Origin of the sequence: Gemmobacter caeni (assembly GCF_003054195.1) — a bacterium.
GTDB lineage: Bacteria > Pseudomonadota > Alphaproteobacteria > Rhodobacterales > Rhodobacteraceae > Gemmobacter > Gemmobacter caeni.
The window spans coordinates 141,970-161,954 of record NZ_QBKP01000002.1; the positions used below are offsets into that span (position 1 = coordinate 141,970).

Below are 19,985 nucleotides of genomic sequence, written 5' to 3' on the forward strand. Positions count from 1 at the left end.
CAGCCGCCGCCACAGCCGAAGCGCCCTCGGGTACCATTTCGTCTTCGTGACGAAACGGAGACGGCGCGTCTTTTTCGGCAAGGTGGAGGCGGCGCTCAAACGTGTCCTGTCTGAGGTTTCGGTCGGGGCCGGTTACGGGCTCGAGCTGGTCGGGGTGGACCGGGATCACGTCCACCTGTTCGTGACCGCTCCGCCGGACGCGCCCCCCTCCGAGGTGGCGCGCCGCCTCAAGGGGGAGAGCGCGCGCCGGATGCGCGCGACCTTCCCCTGGCTTAAGGGCCGCGTCCCGGGCGGGTCCCTCTGGTCCCCGAGCTTCTTCGTCGCCTCCGTGGGAGCGATCTCCGAGGGGGCGGTGCGCCGCTACGTCGCCGCCCAGGGGGCCTCGGCATGAAGAAGCCGCGCGCGAAACGGGTCAAGCGCCCCAAGCACCCCGGCGAGATCCGGGCCTGGCGCTTCGCGCTCCGGCTCGATCAGGACGTCTCCGCCCTGCACCGGGCGCTGGACACGGCCTGGGCGCTGCGCAACGACCTCGCCGAGGCCCGGGCGGAGAACGGACGCGTGATCCGGGCCGCGAAGGAGGCGGGGCTCGTCCCGCCGGCCCGGCTCACGAAACGGGACCAGGAGATGGTCCTCGCGGAGCGGCGCCGCCGGGACCCGAAAGGGGCCGGGGCGCTCCACAGCCTCGTGGTCAAGAACATCGCGGACCGGGTCGACGAGGGGTGGAACCGTTTCTGGGACGCGCTCAAGGAGCGTCGCCCCAACGTGCGCCCCCCCGAAGCCGATCCGGCGCGAGCGGTACCGGTCGATCACCTACCCCCAATACGGGAACGGGGCCCGTCTGAAAGACGGACGCATCGAGCTGTCCATGATCGGGACGTTCCGGCTGCATGATCACCGCAAGGTCCGGGGCCGGATCCAGACCGTGACCCTGAAATGGGCACACGGGCGCTGGTGGTGCGTCCTCACCAGCCTGATCCAGGCCAAGGACCTCTACCAGCCCGTACGCGCAGGGGTAGGGGACGCCGGTGCGGACCCGGGTCTGACCGCCGCCCTGACCCTGTCGGATGGGCGGGTGCTGGACCCGCCGCGGGCACTCGACGAGGGGCTCGCCCGGCTGCGGAGGGCGCAGCGGGCCCTGTCGCGCAAGTTCGAGGCGCTCAAGGCGCGCCAGGCGGAGGAGAACCGGGCCGCGAGGGCGGAGGGGCGTGAGCCGGTACGGCTCCCGCGGCCGAACCGGCTCCGGCGCCAGATCGCGGAGGTGGGCCGCGCCCACACCCGGGTCGTGAACGTGCGGGACCACTGGCACAAGGTGAACGCCCGGCGCGTCGCCAACGCCTACGACCGGGTCGCCTACGAGGCGCACGGGCTCATGTTCATGATCCGGAACCGGAGGCTGGCCCGGATCGCGTCCGACCGGGCGCTGGCGCAGCAGCGCCACGCGCTCGCCTCCGCGCTCGGCCCCCGTCTGGTCCCGGTCCCGAACCGGCGCGAGGGGGTTGGCGGGAACAGCCAGACCTGCGTCTGCGGCGCCTCCGTCCCGAAGACGCTGCGGGACCGGTGGCATCACTGCCCCGCCTGCGGGGTCAGCGCGCCGCGCGACGTCGTCTCCGCGAATATCGCGGAGCTGATCGCGTTCGGAACGCACAAGTTGACGACGGCCCCGGGCAGGGGACCGACAGACGTGGAGGGGGCGACGCCTCAGGCGCGCGAAAGCGCGCCGGGGACGGGTGAGGAGCCCGTCAGAGCCCCCGATGAAACGTCGACCTCTTGCGACCTGAGGTCCAATGAGAACACCGCCGGTGGCTTCGGCCTACGGCGGAAGGCCAGACTCGTTCCCATCGGCGTTTTGTCGTTGGAGCGTAAACCGAAACCTCACGGATACGAAAAAATCAGGAAGCACCCGGCCTCGGCCGGGTGAGGATGTCACCGCGCGTCCGGGCAGGCTTCGATTGAGAACAAAATAGGAACGTGCTATCCCATGGGTTCGAATCTCGCCATGGAGGACCGATGCGACTCGTTCCCGTTCCCGCCTTCACCCAGATCCCGGACGGCCGCATCCGGGTCGGCCCCCTGCGTGGCCCGATCAGTCGGGTCCGGACCGTTTTCATGCGTTACGGGATCCGGCTCAGCCTGGAGACGTCCGATCCGGTGATGGTCTCGCGTCACGCCCAGGGGCTCGTGCTCTCCTGCGCCGGACCCGGCGTGCGCGGATATCTGCTCGACCGGGACGGGATCGAGGCCCCGTCCAGCGACGTGGACGCGCTGATGGCGCTGTTGCTGCCGGACCGGTCCACCTGTCGGCTCACCGGCCACTACCGGGCGGAGGAAGACCGGATGGTGGAAAGCGAGGCGCTCTACTGGCGGGTCTCGGGGGAGGTCCTGTCCAGCGAGCGGCGTGAGCTGATCGGCACCGACGGGACCCGGCGTCTCCTCTCGGCCCGCTCGGCCCAAGCGCCGCGGCGCCGGGACGGGCGCGGCGCGGGACGGCTGATCGCCGTCTAAGCCTTCGCGCTCTTTGCGAATTTTCTGTTGACCCGATCTTTCAGATTCGCGATTGTCCTATTTATATTTTCGCAAATCGGGGTCGATCATGCTGAGCAGGGAGCTGGCGCGCGAGGCCTGGACCGGGACCGGCCTGACGATCGGGGATCTGACCGCGGCGGACCTGTCCGATCTTCGGGCGCGTCTTGATCGGGGGCTGCGCGCCTCCGGGCTGATCCGCGGTTCCTTCCGGATGCAGGGGCGGGTCCTCACCCGGTCCCAAGAGGGGCGACTTCGGAGCGCGGAGCTGCGCTGTCGGTCCGACTACTTCACCGACCGACAGGCGGTCACCTTCGAGGAAGGCGGGTTCGTGGGGTTCGCCGGCTGGGCGGATGAGGTGAACGTGCAGCCGGTCCTGACCGCCTTCATCGGCTGGGCCCGGGAGCGGGCACGGCGCCCCCTACCCGCGTGAGTCAGGGGGACGGGTCGTCCCCCTCAAGGTCCAGGTACCCGTTCTCGACCGCCGTCGCCCGGATCCGCCGCCAGGCGGAGAGGTGCGCCGCGTGCCCCGCCGGAGAGAAGCCGAGCCCGTCCCGGTTCTGCGTCGGCACGTCGCCGAGCAGGTCCGCCGCCGCCCCGATCAGGAGGGCGGACCGGCCCGCCCCCCGCGCCTCCGGGTCCACCCAGAGCTGACCGCCCATGTAGAACCCGCGCGCCGCCCCGTCCGGGCCCAGAAGCCCCATCGTGCCGGGCGGCTCCCAGTCCGGCAGCCAGCGCACGGTCCACCCGTCCGGGGACCGGGCGAGGTCCGGAAGGTCCACCCCCTCCGCCTCGAGCGCCTCCCAGAGGTGATCGTAGGCGCCGCAGCGCCCGTCGATCTCGAAGACGGGGAGGACCAGCGAGGGGCCGATGAACGCGTCCAGGTCATGCTCCCAGGGGTCGAGGGACCCCTCGATCGGCCCGTCCCGGACCAGGCGCAGCTGATCCGGCGCGATGATCATCCAGGACATGGAGCCGGGGTCCTCATGACGGTTCCGGTAGCCGATCCCGTCATAGCCGGCCGCCCGGAGCTCGAGGGCGAGCAGGTCGAACCCCTCCCCGGTCTCCTCCTCATGAGCGAGGAGCCGGCCCCGGACCTCGGGCCCGAAGGCGGCCCCCGCCTCGGAGACGGCGAGGAGCCCGAGGAGCCGGTCCAGCCCGTGATTGTCGTTCAGGTCCGGCAGGTAGAGGGGGCGCCTGATGTCCAGGAGGCCGGAGATCAGCCGGGCCCCGCCCCATTCGAACATCCGCTGACGCGCCGCGGCCCGGGTCCCGAAATGGGTGAACGGGGCCAGCTCGGCGGGGTCGAACCCCCACTCCCGGGTCGCGTGATGGACGAGCAGGAGCGCGTCCGTCTCCGAGCGGACCTCAGAGGCGGCGAGGTCGTCAAACCGGGTCACGGGCTGGGCTCCTCGGACCTGTCCGCGCTCGCATCGGCGCGCCGGGCGCCCGCGACCAGTTCCAGGGTCCGGTCGAAAAGCGATTCGGCGATCCCCGTCTCCTCCGCTCCGGACCGGGCGAAGGCGTGATCAAGCAGGAGCGAGATCTGCGCCGGCTCCCAGGTCCCGACCGGCCCCCAGTCCTCAAGGTCCGCGGAGAAGTAGGGCGCGAACCCGGCGCGGGGGGAGAGCTCCGCGCGGACCCGGTCACGGAACGCGGCCGCCTGTGCCGGGTCCGACATGACCCCCGCGTGCAACGCGCGGACCCGGTCTGGCGCGACCCGGACCAGGATGTCATCCGTCCCGAAATTGTAGAAGTCGGGCGAGCTGACCCGGGAGAAGGTCATCCCGACCCCGATCAGCCTTGAGACCTCGCGCATATAGGCTTGCGCGTAACCGAGCCGGACCGCCGGCCAGTCGACCGCGTCAGAGTCCACCCCCGCCGCCTCGGCGGCCAGGTCGAACTGGTGCTCATGCACCGTCTCGTAGAACCCGGAGAAGGGGAGCCGAAGCTCCGTCCCCTTGTTGTCCTGCTCCGCCATCTGGTCCTCCCCCCTCCTCTGGGAACAGCCTAGAGCCACCGCGCGAAAACACGAAATACCCCCTTTCCGAAACGCCCGATCCGGTGCAGGCTGGACCAATCAACAGGAAGGAGGGACGCATGTCCGTAGAAGGTCGTATCGAGAAGCTGCGCCGGGATCACCAGGAGCTGGATCAGCAGATCACCGCCCTGGAGGCCCATCCGGGCGCGGACCCGCTCGAGATCGTCGAGCTGAAGAAGCGCAAACTGGCCGTGAAGGAGGAGCTGGCCGCCATCGAGCGGGCCTGACCCCAAGACGGGGGATAACCTCCCCCGCCCCCTTCCCACCCGGGTCGATTTGCGATAAACAGGATTTGATTTCCTTTTTCGCAAACGGGACGACCCATGAAAAGACCCCTGCTCGGCACCGCCGCCCTGATCGCCCTGATGACCGGCCCCGCCTCCGCCGGCCCCGCCCTCGACGCCCTCGTCGGCCTGATGCCTGAGGGGGCGGAGGTGCGCCACACGGCCGAACGGGTCGAGGGGGGCGAGGAGGTCTATGAGGGGCTCGAGATCAGCGCGGGCGGGGACCTGGTCCGCCTGGAGGGGGCCCGTCTCACCCTGACGGAGGGGTCTGTCGGCCTGATCGGGGACCGGGTCCGCTTCACGCGCGCCGAGGGGGGCGGCGGGGAGATCGGCCGGATCGACCTGTCCGTCCCGCTCGCGATCAGGGGGCTCCCGGCCGGCACCCTGCTCGCCGGGGAGAACGGGGTGCGGGTCAGCCCGGAGCTCTGCGGGGCCCTGCGGACCCCGATCCGGGTGGCCGGCTCCGACGTGACCTTCGGGTCCGGGGGGCGGATCGCCTCCCTGCGCCTTGACGCGGTCGTCTCCGGCCCGGACGAGGCCTGCCTGCTCGACCTGACCCAGGAGCTGACCGGGGCGGAGCTGACGGACCCGGCCGGCCTCGGCCTCCGGGTCGCGGAGCAGCGGGTCCGGCTCCGGACCCCGGTCACCCCGGGCCTGCCGGAGGTGGCGACCGGGGAGACCTGGAGCTCCACGTTCAGCCTCTCCGGCGCGGAACTCCTGATGAACGGGACGGTCGAGCTGCGCCTGGGCCGGCTGGAGACGGGTCTGCGTCTTGACGGGGACAGCCTCCTGCCGCTCGCCGCGACCGGCCACGCGCGCGCCCTCGCCAAGGCGATCGCCGCCGGGCGCGCCCCGGAGGAGCAGCTCCCCTGGGCGGACCTGTGGAACGGGCTGCGCGCCGCGGTCGGTGAGGGGCTGGTGAGCCTCAAAGGGCTCGAGGTGACCGGGACCGGCCTGGCCGCCCTGACCGGTGTGACCGGCCCCCTGGACCCGGGGGCCCGGATCGACCTGAGCGGGGTGGCGCGCAAGAGCGAGGAGGGGCTGACCGGCTCGCTGACCCTTGACGGGACCGCGACCGCGCTCCTCGCCGTCGAGTTCGGGGTCGCGACCGGGCCCGCGGACCCCTCCTTCAACACGCTCCCGCCCGGCGCGCTCCTGACCGGGGCCCCGATCAGCCTCACCGGCGCCTCGGTCCGGTTCTCCGACCGCGGGGTCGGGCAGCTCCTGGAGCGGGTGCTCGGGATGAGCCCCTACGAGGTACTGAACGCCGCCCTCCCGGGCTGGCTCGGGGCGGAGAAGGGGGCGCTGGTCACCGCATGGGTTGACCGGGCCCGTGACGGGGGCATTGCCGCCTTCCGGTCGGCCCCGGCCGAGCCGGTCCCCCTCCTCACCATCGGGATGATGGGGCTCGGGGACTGGACGGTCCTGGGGCAGATGCTGAACGTCTCGACCGGAGCCGAATAACGGATCCATCAGCCCGTTTCGCAAAAAAAGGGGCCGCCCGGGGGCGGCCCTTGAGGTCGAGGCAGTCAGGAAGCGTAGCGGGACAGGCCGGAACGGTTCCAAACCGAGCAGTCCTTGCATAATCCCAGCGAATCAAGCTGTTGTAAAGGTTTTTCGCATCGGATAGGGTGAGAAAGCCCGTTTGGAGACCCTCCCCATGCCCCGAATCCTGATCATCGCCGACCTTCACTCCGACATGTGGGCGGATCGGGGCCGGGACCCGCTCGCGGGGCTGGACCTGTCCGACCTGGACCTCCTGCTGATCGCCGGGGACCTCTCGAACAAGGGGCACGTGCAGTGGCGTTACGCGCTCGACCGGCTCTCCGCACATATCGACCTGGACCGGGTCCATGTGGGGCCCGGCAACCACGACTATTACGGGGGCCGGGTCGACCGGGAGGACAAGCTGCGGGAGGCGGCGGAGGCGGCCGGGGCGCATTTCATGCAGAAGACGGAGCTAATCCATGAGGGGGTCCGGCTCCTCTACTGCACCCTGTGGACGGACATGGCCCTCGGCGGGCTGACCGTCGAGTTCAACCGGATGCGGGCGGAGGACCGGATGAACGACCACCGGGTGATCCGGGTCGAGTCCGAGGGGTTCCGGCGGATGTCCGCGCTCCATTCGAGCCGGATCCACGCGGACCACAAGGCCTGGCTCGACGCGCGGCTCGCCGCCCCGTTCGACGGGGACACGATCGTGGTGACCCATCACGCCCCCCACCCCTACAGCCTGCGCGGGACGACCGGGCCGGGCGACCTCCCCTTCGCCTACGGGTCTGACCTGAGCGAGCTGATCCTGGCCCGTCAGCCGAAGATGTGGGTGCACGGGCACACGCATCAGCCGGCGGATTACGAGGTTGGCCGCACGCGCGTCCTTAACGTCTCCCTGGGCTACCCGCCGGAGGTGGACCCGGGCCGGCCGGTCGGGGACCCGATGACCGGGCTGATCACCTGGGACCGGCCCGCCCCCCTGCCGTCCCCCTAGAGGTCCCAGGCGAGGGTCAGCTCACCGAGCAGACGCGCCTGATCCCCCTCCGCCTCCACGAGGAGGAGCCGGGGGGCGGCGCGCAGCGCCCGCTCCGCCCGCAGGTCGAACAGGAGGGTCGCGCCCGGGACCGCGACCCGGAGCCCGTCCCGGTCCCGGCTCACCCGGCCGGCGCGCCGCGCCGCCCCCTCGAGCTCCCCGGGCAGGAGCGCGACGAGGGTCTGCGCCCCCGTCTCGATCAGCGGCAGCGGTCCGATCTCGCGGCTCATCGCGGCCCCTCCAGCTCCGGGCCCGGGGCGGGCGTGGCGAACGGATCCGTCACGGTCAGGTCGGGCGGGCCGGACCTGGTCATCGCGTCGATCGTGGACAGGAACGCGGCGAGGCCGAACCCCGCTTTCCGGTCCGGCGCATGAACCCTTCCGTCCGCTCCGAGGATCATGACGTTCCCCGGCGTCTCCGTGTAGATGAACGGCGCCCTTGAGGGGGAGGTCACGTGCCCCTCGGTCCGGTCCAGGAAGGGCAGGTCCGGGCGGGGAACATGCGTGAGCCAGGAGGCGCGGCACTCGCGACCCGGGAACCCGGCGCTGAAGAGGAGGTCCGCGTCCAGGGACGGGACCCGCTCGATCCGGTCCGGATCAACCCCGAGCGCGGTCAGGACGCGTGGGCTGGAGAGCGGCGGCCCGCCGGCCACCGCGTCCACCATCACCCCGACGGAGGGGCCGGAGGCCGCCTCCTCCAGCAGCTCACGCGCGAGCGGGGTGAGCAGCGGGACCGGGCCGTGCTCCCAGTTCAGGGTCGCCTCCGGCATCGTCGTGTTCGCGGCGGCCCGGTAGGAGTTGACGGCCGGGAGGATCTCCGAGACGAGCCCGACGGCGCGCCCTTCGGGATCGAGCAGGGCCGCGCCCGAGTAGCCCGGGGCGATGAAGGACCGGTTCCCCTCCCCGTGGAACACCATCAGGCTCTCGGACTGGACGGGGGAGACCTCAACGCCCCGCCCGGCCCAGGAGAGGGCCATCTCCGGGCTCGGGAAGGCGCTCGGCGCGAGGACCATCACGTCCTCATGAATGAGATCGTGCGAGATCTCCCCCAGCTGGATTCGCGATTCGCTGTGCAGGGCCGGTTCCAGGTTCGCCACGAGGCGCCCCTCCGCGTCGAAGGCGTGAATCGAGGACAGGGTCGCCGGCTCCCCCTGCGCGGTGATGACCTGCGGGTTGGCCACGTGGGCGGCGGTCAGGACCCGGTTGATCCCGGTCTCCGCCCGGATCACCGTCCCGGTCCCGTACATCGAGGTGGCCAGGTCCGTGCCGTCGATCCGGTAGACCGCCATCAGCATGAGGGTCGCATCCGCGACCCGTCCGTCCCGGAGAAGCCGGCTCTGGCCCGGCGGGAAACAGGGGAGCGGCGGTTCCTCGATCCCAGACCCGTCCCCGGTCAGGCCGGCCCCGGACAGGGGGGCGGCGGGGCCGGTCAGGATCACCTCCCCGCTCTGGATCCGGTCCTGGAATATCTCGAGATAGGCGGCCTCTTTCCGCTCCCCGACGGAGGAGGGGAGCCCGTCCGGCAACGCGGCACCCGCCCCCAGGGCGCTCAGGAGCCCGGCAAGCGCGGCGAGCCGCTTCGGGGAGACCCCGTGTGAGAAAAGATCGGTCATGAGAAAACTCCCAACTCTGGAAATGGGCCGCGGACCCGAAAACGAGTAGCGTTTTTCGCGTGCCCCCTTCCGATTTTCCGGTCGGGGGTGGAGAGTGGGGGAGGATCACACGGATGGAGGCCGAGATGGGCGTGAAACTCAGGGACCGGGACCCGATCTACCAGTGCTGGCGGGTCGCGGCGATCTACCGCTGCGTCCTGCGCCACGGACGCGACCGGGACTGGGCCCTGGACCGGATCCGGGAGGTCTCCCCTGACGGCCGCAAGGATCATCTGGTCGAGGTCTGGTTTCTCGGGATGGAGGAGTTCCGCAGCGGGCGGATCCGCCCCGTCACGGAGGAGCCGATTCACGAGATCCGGCTCGCCGCCTGATCGGGCAATGAGAGGTCCGGCAGGGCCCGGAGCCGGGCCGCCACCTCGGCCATCAGACGTGCGAGAACACGTCCCCGCCCCTCCCGATCGGGCAGGTCCCGACCCCGGACCCAGAGCCTCAGCTCCTGTGAGCTGACCTCACAGAGATCCGCGAGCCGGCCTCTGGGGATCCGCATCTCCTCAGCCGCCTGGATCAGCGTGACGAACACGTCCGGGTCCGCGAGGTCCGGGGCCCGCAGCTCCTCGGCGTAAAGACGCAGATGCGCCTGAAACGACCGCTCCAGCCGCGCCCGTGTCCCGTCGAGACGGACGAGGGCGGAGCCGATCCGAACGTAGCCCGGGTCCGGGAGGTCAGACATCGGCGTCCGCCCCCTCCCTCAGCCGATCAGACGGGCGTGCGGCTCGCCCGGACCGCAGATGAGCGTGACCAGGCCCGCCTCGACGAGCTGGTCCAGCCGCGACCGTACCCCGAAACGCGCCGACCTTTGCCTGTAGTGCCCTTTCGAGACCATGTGCTCGGCGATCATGCTCAGCGGCACGTCCTCCCCGGCGAAGCCGCGTAGAAAGTCCAGGATCGCATCGTTGAAGGCGAGGTTGCGCCGGATGATCCGCGGCGCCGCCGGCACGCCCTCTGCCGTCTCGGCCAGGGCGGCGATCAGATAGGGGGGCCGGGTGAAGACGAGCGTCTGCCCGACCATCTCCGGGGTGATCGTCAGGGTGGTCAGCTCGCCACGGGCGATCATCATCCCGATCCGGACCGCCTCCTGGTCCAGAGGGACAGACCCGGTGACCGGGACGGGAGCCGAAACCGGGTCGGCTTTCGGGCTGCCTGCGCGGGCCGTCCGCGTGGTACCTCCGACAGAAGGCGCTTTCACGCGGGGGGCGGGTGTTGCGCGGGCGGTCGGCGCAGCGGCCGGGACCTCCGGAACGCGGGTGGCGGTGGCGATCTCGGGTTCGACGATCATGTTCATTTCGGTCAGCTCCTTCTGCTGTTCCTGTTGACCCGCCTCCGGGGTCTCGATCCGGGTCATCTGCTCTTCACCGGTCACATCACGGGCGACGATCGGGCCCTGCTCTACGGCCGGGTTGCGCCTGCGATCCTCTTTTCTCGCAGGCTCAGATCCGATCCGGCTCACCACAAGAGCGGGGATCGTCTCGACGCTCCGGCGTCCGCTCCGACGTCGCTTGCGTTTGTGCATGCTCAGGATCTCCGCCGCCTGGTCCGGGCCGATAAGGGTCGTTGAAGGGTCCGGGCAACGAGCCGTCCCCATCAGCGCGCTTCGGCAGTCCCGAACCAGGTTGAACGGGGTGCGAAAGTCCGAAGGGGTCGATGAGGTGAAGACCGGCTTCGCCGCATCCGCGTGCTCGAGGCGAATATGCCCACCGTTCGTCTTTGAGGGGGTCCACCCCTCCTGATGTAGTCGTCTGATCGTGTCCCGAAGGTCCGGCTGAACCCCCTTCAGGACGGAAGATAGTCCCGTCATTCTGACCCCGCCTTGCGAATAATGATCTGGAAAGGATAGGCTTGAGATCTCGGCTTTGCAATTATTTTTTCGCACATGCCTGGATGTCAAATGGGAAACAACAACAAGAGGAAGGATCCAAACATCCCCGCGCACCTCTGACAGATTGGGGCGGGAAGAGGCAAGGATCCGCCCCGACGGCTCTTTTCGGTGCCGGCGCCCTTGCGCAGCTGACGGAAAACGTATAATTTTTCGCAAATCTTGAGGTGATGAGGGTGAACATGTCGGACGTGAGCGGGAAGGACCTGATCGAGATGGGCTTTGCGCCCGCCCCCTGGTTTGGGGAGGCGCTACGGGAGATCACGGAGCGGCGGCTGTCCCTGTCACAGGCGGCCCGGATCGCACAGGGCTACGTCGACCGCATCGCGGCGGCGGAGGCCGCACGGGCGGCGCGCGAGCGGCCCCTGCACGCGACCCCGCCCGACTGGCGGCTTAACATCACGTCAGAATCCGAGGCCCGGTTCGGGCTCGCCAACGTGGTCGACGAGATCCGCCCGCACGGGGCGATCATGGCCGGGGACTGGGAGGCGGACGCCCCCTGGCGCCGCAAGCGGGGGTCAGAATGATCCGCCCCCCGCCTCCCCCGGCCGGCCTCGTCAAGGCAACGATCCTCCTCCTCGTGATCTGCGCCGTCCTCTACGCGCAGCGCACCGGCTGACTTGCGAGAAATAGAATCATGCGCGCCCTCCTCCTGACCGCCCTCCTTTCAACCCTATCCGCCCCCGCGCTGGCGGAGACCCGGATCGCCTCCTGGAACATCCGGAACCTCGGCTGGGACAACGGGAAGGATTACGCGGCGCTCGCGGAGGTCGGCTCCCTCTTCGACCTGATCGCGGTCCAGGAGGTGATGAGCGAGGAGGGGATCGGCCGGCTTGAGGCGGCGCTCGAGGCGCGCACCGGCGCGGACTGGGACCGGCTCTGCTCGCATCTGATCGGACGCGGCTCCTACCGGGAGATGTACTGTTTCACCTGGCGCGCGGACCGGGTCACCTGGGTCGAGGGGGCGGTCGTCTACACGGATGACCGGGACCTGTTCGCCCGGGAGCCGTTCTCCGCCGTCTTCGAGACGCACGACCGGGTCCGGTTCCTCGCCGCCACCCTGCACGCGATCTACGGGGAGGACGTTGCGGGTCGTGAGGCGGAGGCGCGCGCGCTGCGCGCCTATCACGACTGGCTTCGCGCGAGCTTCCCGGGCCTGCCGGTCCTCCTGATGGGGGACTTCAACCTCCCCCCGACGAACCCGGCCTGGGCGCCGCTCGGGGAGGTCGCCTTCCCGCTGATCCGGGAGGGGGCGACCACGATCTCCACGACCGACGGCCGGTTCGCCAACCTCTACGACAACATCTGGGTGGACGTGGGGGCCGATCTGCCGATCTCCGGCTACGGGAGGGTGGAGTTCCCGGGTCAGATCCTGGGGATCTCCCATGAGGCGGCGCGTGAGCGGGTCTCCGACCATATCCCGGTCTACGTGACCCTCGCCGCGGGGGCCTCCGCCCGGTTCGCCCCGAATGATGTCGAGGGGGGCCGGATCGGCGTTCAGGCCGGGACGGAGGGGGCCGCGCCCACCGCCGCTCCGGCCGGATCCGAGGCGGACGCGTCCGGCCCGATCATCGGGAACGCCCGCTCGAAGGTCTATCACCTGCCCGGCTGCCCGAGCTACGACGCTGTCGGGGCGGGGAACCGCCGCCCCTTCGCCTCCGAGGCGGAGGCGCTCTCCGCCGGGTACCGGCGCGCCGGCAACTGCTGATCTGCGAAAAACGGGCCGTTTCCCGTTTTCAGATTCGGCGACTATGATCAGGGCGTAGCCGAATGGAGCCGAAAAGTGCAGATCCGCCCCTCAACCTCTATGATCGCCGCGATCGCCGCGATCGGCCTCAACCTCACCCCTGGCCTCGCCCGGGCGGATTTCGACGCGGCGATGACCGCGCCGGCGCCGGTCACGAGCCGGGTCCTCGCCGCGGAGATCAGCGCGTTCCGGGACGGGGTGGAGAGCGTCCGCCCCCTCTCTGAGGGGGTGAGCGCGCGCGTGGATGAGGCCCTGGTCAGCTCCGGTGCCTGGCTCGCGGACCTCAGCCCATATGAGGGGCGCCTCAGCGCCGCCCGCTCCGAGGGGGTGATCCTGTCGATGACGGAGCCGGCCCCGCTCGTGGAGGCCCGGCTGAACGGGATGCTCATCGCCTATGAGGTGATTGACGCCCGGGCCCGCCTCGACCCGGCCGCCGCCCCGGACCCGGTGCCCGCGAAAGGGCTCCCCTCCCCCGAGACGCTCGAGATACTCATCGATCAGCGGCTTGGCCTGCCGCAGGGGGAGGCGGCCCTCGCCGGCTATGAGCGGATGATGGGGGCCTGGGCGGAGATCGGCCCGACCCCCGCACCTGCCCCAATCCGGACGCCGGAGCAGGAGGCGAGGGCGCTTCAGCTCCTGGAGGACGCCCCCGGGATGGCCCGCTTCCTGCCCCAGGACCTGGTCCGGATGGCGGCGGAGGAGCGGGCGGACCGGATCCGGGAGCTCGTTTCGGAGAACCCGGGACTTGAGCGGTTCGTGCACGACTCTATCCTGGCCGGCTCGGACCTGACCCGGGAACGGACCGCGGAGCTGTCAAACGGGCTCACCCCGGACCGGCTGGAGCGGCTGAGCGACCTGGTCGAGGAGCACCCGCGCGCGCGCCGGTTCGTGCCGGACTCGACCCTTGCGGAGATCGACGCGGCCCGCGTGCCGCTCCCGGAGGGGCGGGCGGACCAGATCCGGATCAAGACGAAACTGATCGGGATGCGGATTGACGCCCTCTCCGGGATGGGGCCGGCCCGGGACCCGTTCGCCCCTCTGGCGCCGGGCGGGCCGGAACCGGACCAATGAGCGGGGGTGCGCCCTCCCCGTTCCGCCCCTCAGGCGCGAGCCTCGGCCTGATCGGCCGGGAGATGACCCGTCTCTATCAGCTCCCGGACCGGTTTCTCGGCCGCGCCCTGATCGACCTCGCGCGGAGCGCGATCACGGTGGATCCGGACCTGGGCGGGGACCCGCGCAAACGCGGCTACGAGTCCCTCCTGATCCGCTCCGTCCTCCCGCGCCTCGCGCTCGCGCTCGGGGAGACCGGGCTCACCGCGCTTGAGGCGGCAGGGGCCCGCGCCGCCCCGGAGCCGGGACCGGAGCTGCGCACCCTGGTCGGGACCTGCCTCAACAACGCGGCCTTCCGCCCCTTCGTGGCGCAGCCGGACCCGCAGCTCCGCGCCCTCACCCTCGGCTTCGCCAACGGGTCACCCGTAACCATCGGTCTGGACCGGGTCTGCCCGCCCACCTTCGCCTCGGACGACTGGGTCGCCCGACACATTCGCGAGGTGAGCCGGGCCCGTTTCGGAACCGAGCGGTTCAGCGCCTGGGAGCCGGCGATGCAGGACTACCCGGGACGTGGCCGTTTCAGCTTCAAGCGGCGACCCGAGGTGCCCGCGGAGCCCGTCGAGGCGGCGGACGAGAGCCCCTGCCCCTGATCAGGGGGAGGGATGCGCTTAAGCGCGCTCCTCCGGGGCGCTCCTGATGAGCGCCTGCCGCTCCGCCCACTCCTTGTGGCCGAGAACGGTCTCCCCGCGCAGGACGGTCGCGCGCCACGCCTCGAGGCTGAGGTCCGCCACCTCCGGCGCGGGGGCGTCATCGGAGGCGAGCTTGCCCACGTTCATCCAGGGCTTGGACGGGATGAGCCGCAGCCAGTCCTGCGCGGACGGGATCACCCCGCCGCAGTCCTCGCGCACGTGCTGCTCCCCGATGAACCGGACCGGGACGGTCTTGCCGTCGGAGTTCTGAATCGTCACTCCGAAGACCCGCTCCGCCTCGAAGATCCCGAAGGCGTGGTGGCGCAGCGCCCGGTGACGAAAATCCGCAAACTGGCTTTTCGACGCGTCGAACCAGCTGTGAATCTCCAGATAGTCCTCCGGCCGCCCGCCGTATTTACGAGCCGACGAGACCGCATGATGCCAGGGGTGCGCCATCAGGACAACTCCTCAGGGTTCCACATCGGGATCATCCTCATCCTCCTCATCAGGATCCCCGAGCTCTGGCTCCCAGTCGTCCTCCTCCTCGTCATCGTACTCCTCGCCCGGAGTGTATTCGACGTCGATCAGCCGGATCCGGCCCAGCTCCGGGCTCAGATCATAGGAGCAGAAAGCGCTCCCCCCCTCGTTGTTGATCCAGTCCCCAGCGGAGGAGCCGTCATTCTCGAACATCGTCTCGAGAACGTCCTTGAAGGTGACATGGGAGGTTGTGCCGTCGTCGAGGGTCATCTTCGAGAGGATCTCGTCGACATGGGAGAGGGGAGTTAGAGTGATAAGCGTTTCTGCGCAACGGAAGCCCCGCATCGCCACTGCCGGATCAAACGCGTTGACGAACCCGTCCGACGAGGCGGTGAGACGGGTCAAGGCAGCGCGCTGCTCCAGCCCCGGGATCTGATCTTCAAGCATTTCCCGCTGTCGCCGGATATCTGGCTTTTCAGGGGCGTCCTCGACCGGGAGGCAGAGCGGATCCCGCTCTTTGATCTGGGTTGAGAGCGAATCGGCGCGGCTCTCAAGCCAGCTGATCCGCTCTGCGAGCGCCGCCTTCGTCTTCTCAACATCAGACGGGCCGGGACCGCTCTCGTCCTGGACGGCTGACTGCGATTGACGCTGTTCAAGTTCCGCCATAACGGAGAACTGTTCTTGCCGGAGTTCAATTTCCTCCAGAACTGAGATCTGCTCGCGACACAATGAAAGCAGCTCTCTCGCCTCCACCGGGTCCACCTCGCAGATCGGATCCCCCGCCCGCACGATCATCCCGCCGGTGACAAACCAGGTGAGGACGAGTCCGGAATCCGGCGATCTGAAGTCGGCATCGGTCCCGGTCGGGCTGATCACCTCGTCCCTTTGATAATAGATCACGTCATTGATCTGTCCGGAATCTCCCCCGCCGGACATGCTCGCCTCGACCCGGGTGATCCCCAGCTCCGCGAGGAACGGGTAGAGCCAGATCTTCGGGTTGGGCTCATCCAGATCCATCAGGTCATCATCCGTCTCGTCAAGCAGGTCCGTCATCCGTCTCTCTCCTCATGAGGCCATCTGGAGGCCGGTCTGATCCGGCGCGTCCTTTTCAGGTTCCGGCTCCGGCAGCGCCTTGACGATCCGGTCCGCTATCGCGTCGATCCGCCCGGTCACGTCGGCGCCGGCGACCCGGGACAGCTCCCCCAGGAGCCCGGCCGGGTCGAGCCCGCGGAGCGTTTTCGGGAGCACCTCCGCGTAGGCGCTCAGGACCCGTTCGGGCAGGTCCGGGTTCACCACGTCCCCGCCGCAGCGGGTGGTCGCGAGGGCGAGCTGGTCGCGGATCTGGGTCGCGTTGGTCCGGATCCCGGTCAGGTATTCCCGCACCCGCCGCTTGGGCAGGTCCGCCAGCGCGTCGCGCAGCCGCATCCCGGCCCGCAGCGCCAGATCGTCCGGCTCCGCGTTCCCGGCCGCCTTGTTCTGGCTGATCCGCCAGCTGATCTCCCTCTTGTCCCAGGGGTTCTGGGTGACGGTCAGCTCGATCGTGGACAGGATCCGTCCCCCCCGCTCCAGGGAGAAGATCAGCGAGGCCCGCTCCGAGGTGGCCCCCATCACGACCCCGGTGTAGCCGCCGACGCAGTGCCGCTCGAGCCGGCCCTGCCGGTCGAGCGCCGCGCTCGAGGTAAGCTCGACCGCCCTGACCCCGTCCAGGTCCAGCTCGCCCAGGAGCGGGGACCAGGAGAGCGGCTCCCGGCTCGTCATCACCTCGTTCTCGAAGGTCTGGCGGACGTGGTGCCAGCGGACCTGCGCCTCGCGCAGGGACTTGATCGTGTGCCCCTCTCCGATCAGCCTCGTCATCTCCGCCCGGATCGGGTTCATGCGGTGATCCCCGCTCGAGAGCTCCTGGACGTAGGCGGCGAGCGGGGCCGCGTCGGCCGGGTCCGGCTCCGCCTTCTCGCGCAGCGCGAGGGCGGCCCGACCCATCCGGTCGAACTCCAGCTCCGGCCGGTCCCGGAGCCGGCTGATCAGGAGCCCGGTCACCAGCGCGGTCGAGAGGGCGCGCAGGTAGTCCGACGTCTCCCGCTCCGGGAGCTGCCCCTTCAGGTGCAGGCAGGCGGACCCCCAGGCCCCCTCCCCGGCCGCGGCCGGCGGGACCCGGGACATGTGGCGCCGGAACGGCCCCTCCCCGAGGCTGAGGACGGAGCGGAGCCGCTCCGCCTCGGACACGTAGGTGAGCAGGTCGACCGCGTCCTCCGGGCTGGTGGGGACCTGGTCCGCCCGCACCCGTTTCGCCGTCTTGAGCGCGATGTCCCGGACCGTCTCCGCGTCAACCCGCAGGAGCGGGACCCCGAACCCGCCCGGCCGGACGGCGGGCTCCCGGTTGAGCGGTGCCGCCCCGTCCAGCGCACGGGTGAGGGTCGCGGCCATCCGGGCCTCAAGCTGCGCGTAGCGCCGCATCTCCGCCGGGGCGAGCCCGCCCCGCTCCGCGATCAGCGGGGTCAGGGGGGCGCGCTGATCGATCAGGTCGCGGAACGCCGGGTCCCGCAGGATCAGGCCCGCGTGCAGCGGGACCGCGCGGAGCGCCTGAAGGCGCGCCTCCCGGTCCCCGCAGGAGAGGAAGTTCACCTGGTCGATCAGCGGGGCCCGGCGCTCCTCCGTGAGCCGCAACACGGGCCGGTTCAGATAGGCGAGCGCCCCCTCCGGCAACCGGTCCCGGATCATCCGGGAGAGGGCCGCGATCTGCTCGGGCGCGTAGCCGGCCTCCCCCGCCTCCTCCGGTCGGAGGACCGCCCGAACGAGGATTTGCGGCGGGATCCCGACCGCGACCGGCCGGAACGCGGGACGCGCCCCCTTCGCCGCAGACCGGTCGATGTCCGCCGCGCAATCCGCGAGCGGGTCCCGTTTCGGGTTCACGAGGAGCCCCCCGTCAAAGCCGGTGTCCGGCCGGTACCCCACATAGAGGAGGGTCAGCGGGTTGCGCCCGGTAATGAGCAGGAGCTCCTCGAACCCGGTCAGGTCCGGCTTTTGAAGATGCAGGGTGGTCCCGGTCACGACAGGGGTCTCCTCTCACTGGTCACGGTGATCTTAGCGGGGTTATGCGAACAACTGTAGCTTTCCTTTCCTCGCTTCCCCTCAAGAGGAGATTCCGGTATGCTCGGCCAAAACGTGAGGGGGACGGATGGGGAGATACGCGCAGCCGACGAACGTGCAGGAGGCGGTCCGGATGGCGGACCGGCTCGCAGCCCTGCTCGGCCGCCTCGGGGTCCCGCTCTCCCAGGCGCGCGCGCTCGACCTGATCGCCCGGATCTGCGGCCTGCCGGACTGGGACCGGATGCGCACGGGCCTCGTCCGGCTCGAGGGAGCGCAGGTCCCGATCGCGGATCACGCGCTGACCCGGCTCCTCCGGCTGGACGAGGAACGGTCCGAGCAGACGGTCCGGGCGGTCGAGCTGGTCTGGTTCGCGCATCTGACCGATCCGGAGCTCGCGGACCCGGGTCTCCCCGCGGCACGGATCTGGCTCCGGTCGGCGGTGGAGGCGGCGCACGCCTGGGCGCGCGCGTATCGGACCCCGCTCACCCCGGATCACCTGGCCGCCTGCCTGGAGGCGGGGACCGGGGCCGGATACCGGTCACATCGGGCGTGGCGCACCCCGCTCCTCCCCGCCCTCCTGGACCTTCAGGCCTGGGCGCTCGCGGACCGGATCAGCGCCCCCTGGGCGGACCGGCTCGCCGCCTGTCTGGCCGCAATCCCCGGCTATGACTCGGCGATCCCCCTGTCGGGCGCGCCCCTGCCGGAGGCGTTCCGGCGGGCGGCCGGGGCGCGGATGCGGCTCACCATGCGCCCGGTCCGGGACCTGATCGATGAGGTCCGGATGGAGACCGGGCCGGACCTCCTCCGGATCGGCTGAGCCGTCCCGCGGACGGCTTGCCCCTGTTTGCGACAAGCGGAACGGTCAGGGCCCGTCCGGCCCCTCCGTCCCCTGCTCGCCCTGGCCGCGGTATTTCAGCTGAACGAGCTGCGCCGCCTGCTCCGTCAGGTCCGTACGGACCCCTTTCAGGACCGGCTGGAACAGGGCCCCGCCCGGCTCCGCGTAAAGATACCGGACCTCGACGAGCGCGCCCGGAGCGGGCATGGGCTGGTTCGGGGGCACGGTGACGTTCCCGACCGGGACCCAGGGCCCCTCGATCCCGTCCTGAAGCTCGAGCCCGATCGACGCCTTCCCGTCGCGGCCGGGGGTGACCCGGCAGGTCGCCTCCGCCCAGAACTTCACCTTGAGCGCCTCCCCGCCGGAGCTGGGGCGGCCGGGCGTGTAGACGCTGTCCGCGTGACGCAGGACGAACCCCTCCGCCCCGGCGCGCCGGAAGGACCCATGGGCGCCGAGCCTGATGAAATCGGGCAGCGGGGTGGGCACGTCGACCCGGAGCTGATCGAACAGGCCGATGTTCTGGATCGTCTTGTCCAGATGCGCGAGGACCGCGGCGCGCTCCCGGAACGGGGCCTCCGGGCCGATCATGAAATGCCGGGTCACGTCGAAGATCACCAGGTGATCCCCCATGTCCTCCGCGTCGAGCGTGAGCGGTCCGACCACCTCGGCGAGCCGGCGAAACGCCGCGTCGATCGGGGCCTGCACCCCCACCGCGAGTCCGCGCCGGTTCGCGTAGACGGCCGCCCCGTCCTCGAACAGGGCCCCACGCCGCTCCCCGTCATGCTTCTCCTGCACGAGCCAGTCCGGGCCGAGCGCGAGCGCCTCCGCCTCCGTGACCTCGTTGAGGAGCTGCGGGCGGAACCCGGTCACCTGACCGGCGAGCTCGGACGAGCTGAAGGCGACCCCGCTCTCCTGCTCCGTGTATCCCCCCTTGATTTTCGCAGAGACGACCTTCTCGAACTCTCTGAGGGCGGAAGCGTAATCGGACCCCTCCAGCTTGACCCCGTCGCGGAGCGCCTTGCCGCGGCGCCCGTTCTGGAACCGGACGTCCCATCCGGTCGGGCCTTGTGCGAGATGGACGTTGTAGACCTTGTCCGAGGACCCCTCGCGGAAGAACAGGTGGGCGGATTTCGGCTCGGACATCGGGACCTCCTTTGGGTTGCCCGATCACAATAGGGAGGGG

General features: G+C 70.4%; 24 protein-coding genes. 14 read left to right on the top strand and 10 right to left on the bottom strand.

Annotated features, from left to right (window positions below):
* The 5 genes from tnpA to C8N34_RS03515 all read left to right on the top strand — a co-directional run.
* The coding region (tnpA, locus tag C8N34_RS03495) for an IS200/IS605 family transposase (protein ID WP_108127771.1) at nucleotides 1-391 on the top strand (391 nt) is incomplete at its 5' end.
* On the top strand, nucleotides 388-891 hold the full coding sequence (locus C8N34_RS03500) for a hypothetical protein (RefSeq protein ID WP_108127773.1): 504 nt from the start codon (nucleotides 388-390) through the stop codon (nucleotides 889-891). The genes tnpA and C8N34_RS03500, both read left to right, overlap by 4 nt.
* Complete coding sequence (locus C8N34_RS03505) at nucleotides 866-1,918, top strand: RNA-guided endonuclease InsQ/TnpB family protein (RefSeq protein WP_108127775.1); 1,053 nt, start codon at nucleotides 866-868, stop codon at nucleotides 1,916-1,918. Before C8N34_RS03500 ends, C8N34_RS03505 begins: the two co-directional genes overlap by 26 nt.
* 89 nt (nucleotides 1,919-2,007) lie before the next feature.
* Nucleotides 2,008-2,502 (top strand): hypothetical protein, encoded by a 495-nt coding sequence (locus tag C8N34_RS03510; protein ID WP_108127777.1) that lies wholly within the window; start codon nucleotides 2,008-2,010, stop codon nucleotides 2,500-2,502.
* A gap of 88 nt (nucleotides 2,503-2,590) precedes the next feature.
* Nucleotides 2,591-2,953 (top strand): hypothetical protein, encoded by a 363-nt coding sequence (locus C8N34_RS03515; RefSeq protein ID WP_145693581.1) that lies wholly within the window; start codon nucleotides 2,591-2,593, stop codon nucleotides 2,951-2,953.
* 1 nt (nucleotide 2,954) lies between these two features.
* Here the strand turns inward: C8N34_RS03515 and C8N34_RS03520 are convergent, their stop codons facing one another.
* Complete coding sequence (locus tag C8N34_RS03520) at nucleotides 2,955-3,767, bottom strand: hypothetical protein (protein WP_145693580.1); 813 nt, start codon at nucleotides 3,765-3,767, stop codon at nucleotides 2,955-2,957.
* A gap of 149 nt (nucleotides 3,768-3,916) precedes the next feature.
* Nucleotides 3,917-4,501: a hypothetical protein gene (locus C8N34_RS03525; protein WP_108127783.1), complete on the bottom strand. Its 585-nt coding sequence runs from the start codon at nucleotides 4,499-4,501 to the stop codon at nucleotides 3,917-3,919.
* Nucleotides 4,502-4,620: 119 nt separating this feature from the next.
* On the opposite strand from C8N34_RS03525, the gene C8N34_RS03530 reads away from it, so the two are divergent.
* The 3 genes from C8N34_RS03530 (at nucleotide 4,621) to C8N34_RS03540 (ending at nucleotide 7,333) form a co-directional block, all read left to right on the top strand.
* Complete coding sequence (locus C8N34_RS03530) at nucleotides 4,621-4,788, top strand: YdcH family protein (RefSeq protein ID WP_108127785.1); 168 nt, start codon at nucleotides 4,621-4,623, stop codon at nucleotides 4,786-4,788.
* A 96-nt stretch (nucleotides 4,789-4,884) separates the two neighbouring features.
* Nucleotides 4,885-6,309 carry a hypothetical protein gene (locus C8N34_RS26210; protein WP_158640586.1) on the top strand — a complete coding sequence of 475 codons (1,425 nt, stop codon included), beginning with the start codon at nucleotides 4,885-4,887 and terminating at the stop codon, nucleotides 6,307-6,309.
* A 196-nt stretch (nucleotides 6,310-6,505) separates the two neighbouring features.
* Nucleotides 6,506-7,333 carry a metallophosphoesterase gene (locus C8N34_RS03540; RefSeq protein WP_108128091.1) on the top strand — a complete coding sequence of 276 codons (828 nt, stop codon included), beginning with the start codon at nucleotides 6,506-6,508 and terminating at the stop codon, nucleotides 7,331-7,333.
* Here C8N34_RS03540 and C8N34_RS03545 read toward each other — a convergent pair.
* Nucleotides 7,330-7,602, bottom strand: coding sequence for a hypothetical protein (locus C8N34_RS03545; RefSeq protein ID WP_108127788.1), 273 nt, complete (start codon nucleotides 7,600-7,602; stop codon nucleotides 7,330-7,332). The two genes, C8N34_RS03540 and C8N34_RS03545, sit on opposite strands and share 4 nt — an antisense overlap.
* On the bottom strand, nucleotides 7,599-8,984 hold the full coding sequence (locus C8N34_RS03550) for a S1 family serine peptidase (RefSeq protein WP_108127790.1): 1,386 nt from the start codon (nucleotides 8,982-8,984) through the stop codon (nucleotides 7,599-7,601). The genes C8N34_RS03545 and C8N34_RS03550 overlap by 4 nt, the downstream gene beginning before the upstream one ends.
* Before the next feature lie 113 nt (nucleotides 8,985-9,097).
* On the opposite strand from C8N34_RS03550, the gene C8N34_RS03555 reads away from it, so the two are divergent.
* Entirely contained in the window at nucleotides 9,098-9,355 is a 258-nt protein-coding gene (locus tag C8N34_RS03555) for a hypothetical protein (RefSeq protein WP_108127792.1), read from the top strand.
* Here C8N34_RS03555 and C8N34_RS03560 read toward each other — a convergent pair.
* Together C8N34_RS03560 and C8N34_RS03565 are read right to left on the bottom strand one after the other, a co-directional pair.
* The gene (locus tag C8N34_RS03560) at nucleotides 9,331-9,714 is read right to left on the bottom strand and encodes a hypothetical protein (protein WP_108127794.1); all 384 of its coding nucleotides are present in this window, start codon (nucleotides 9,712-9,714) and stop codon (nucleotides 9,331-9,333) included. The genes C8N34_RS03555 and C8N34_RS03560 overlap by 25 nt on opposite strands.
* Nucleotides 9,715-9,732: 18 nt before the next feature.
* Nucleotides 9,733-10,386 (bottom strand): hypothetical protein, encoded by a 654-nt coding sequence (locus C8N34_RS03565; protein ID WP_108127796.1) that lies wholly within the window; start codon nucleotides 10,384-10,386, stop codon nucleotides 9,733-9,735.
* Nucleotides 10,387-11,099: 713 nt separating this feature from the next.
* On the opposite strand from C8N34_RS03565, the gene C8N34_RS03570 reads away from it, so the two are divergent.
* From C8N34_RS03570 to C8N34_RS03585, 4 genes are all read left to right on the top strand, one after another.
* Entirely contained in the window at nucleotides 11,100-11,444 is a 345-nt protein-coding gene (locus C8N34_RS03570) for a hypothetical protein (RefSeq protein WP_145693579.1), read from the top strand.
* 110 nt (nucleotides 11,445-11,554) lie between these two features.
* The gene (locus C8N34_RS03575) at nucleotides 11,555-12,625 is read left to right on the top strand and encodes an endonuclease/exonuclease/phosphatase family protein (protein ID WP_108127800.1); all 1,071 of its coding nucleotides are present in this window, start codon (nucleotides 11,555-11,557) and stop codon (nucleotides 12,623-12,625) included.
* A gap of 75 nt (nucleotides 12,626-12,700) precedes the next feature.
* Complete coding sequence (locus tag C8N34_RS03580) at nucleotides 12,701-13,735, top strand: hypothetical protein (protein WP_145693578.1); 1,035 nt, start codon at nucleotides 12,701-12,703, stop codon at nucleotides 13,733-13,735.
* A gap of 62 nt (nucleotides 13,736-13,797) precedes the next feature.
* Nucleotides 13,798-14,364, top strand: a complete 567-nt coding sequence (locus C8N34_RS03585; RefSeq protein ID WP_145693577.1) for a hypothetical protein — start codon at nucleotides 13,798-13,800, stop codon at nucleotides 14,362-14,364.
* Between the two features lie 18 nt (nucleotides 14,365-14,382).
* On the opposite strand, the gene C8N34_RS03590 is transcribed toward C8N34_RS03585, so the two are convergent.
* Genes C8N34_RS03590 through C8N34_RS03600 form a run of 3 tightly spaced genes read right to left on the bottom strand, consistent with a single transcriptional unit; the run spans nucleotide 14,383 to nucleotide 17,928 of the window.
* Entirely contained in the window at nucleotides 14,383-14,859 is a 477-nt protein-coding gene (locus C8N34_RS03590) for a DUF6915 family protein (protein WP_108127806.1), read from the bottom strand.
* A 12-nt stretch (nucleotides 14,860-14,871) separates the two neighbouring features.
* Nucleotides 14,872-15,933, bottom strand: a complete 1,062-nt coding sequence (locus C8N34_RS03595; RefSeq protein WP_108127809.1) for an HlyD family secretion protein — start codon at nucleotides 15,931-15,933, stop codon at nucleotides 14,872-14,874.
* A gap of 12 nt (nucleotides 15,934-15,945) precedes the next feature.
* Entirely contained in the window at nucleotides 15,946-17,928 is a 1,983-nt protein-coding gene (locus tag C8N34_RS03600) for a hypothetical protein (RefSeq protein WP_108127811.1), read from the bottom strand.
* A gap of 172 nt (nucleotides 17,929-18,100) precedes the next feature.
* Here C8N34_RS03600 and C8N34_RS03605 point away from each other — a divergent pair, with 172 nt between their 5' ends.
* Nucleotides 18,101-18,784, top strand: coding sequence for a hypothetical protein (locus tag C8N34_RS03605; RefSeq protein WP_145693576.1), 684 nt, complete (start codon nucleotides 18,101-18,103; stop codon nucleotides 18,782-18,784).
* Between the two features lie 45 nt (nucleotides 18,785-18,829).
* On the opposite strand, the gene C8N34_RS03610 is transcribed toward C8N34_RS03605, so the two are convergent.
* Nucleotides 18,830-19,945 carry a DNA ligase gene (locus C8N34_RS03610; RefSeq protein WP_108127815.1) on the bottom strand — a complete coding sequence of 372 codons (1,116 nt, stop codon included), beginning with the start codon at nucleotides 19,943-19,945 and terminating at the stop codon, nucleotides 18,830-18,832.
* Nucleotides 19,946-19,985: the final 40 nt, after the last annotated feature.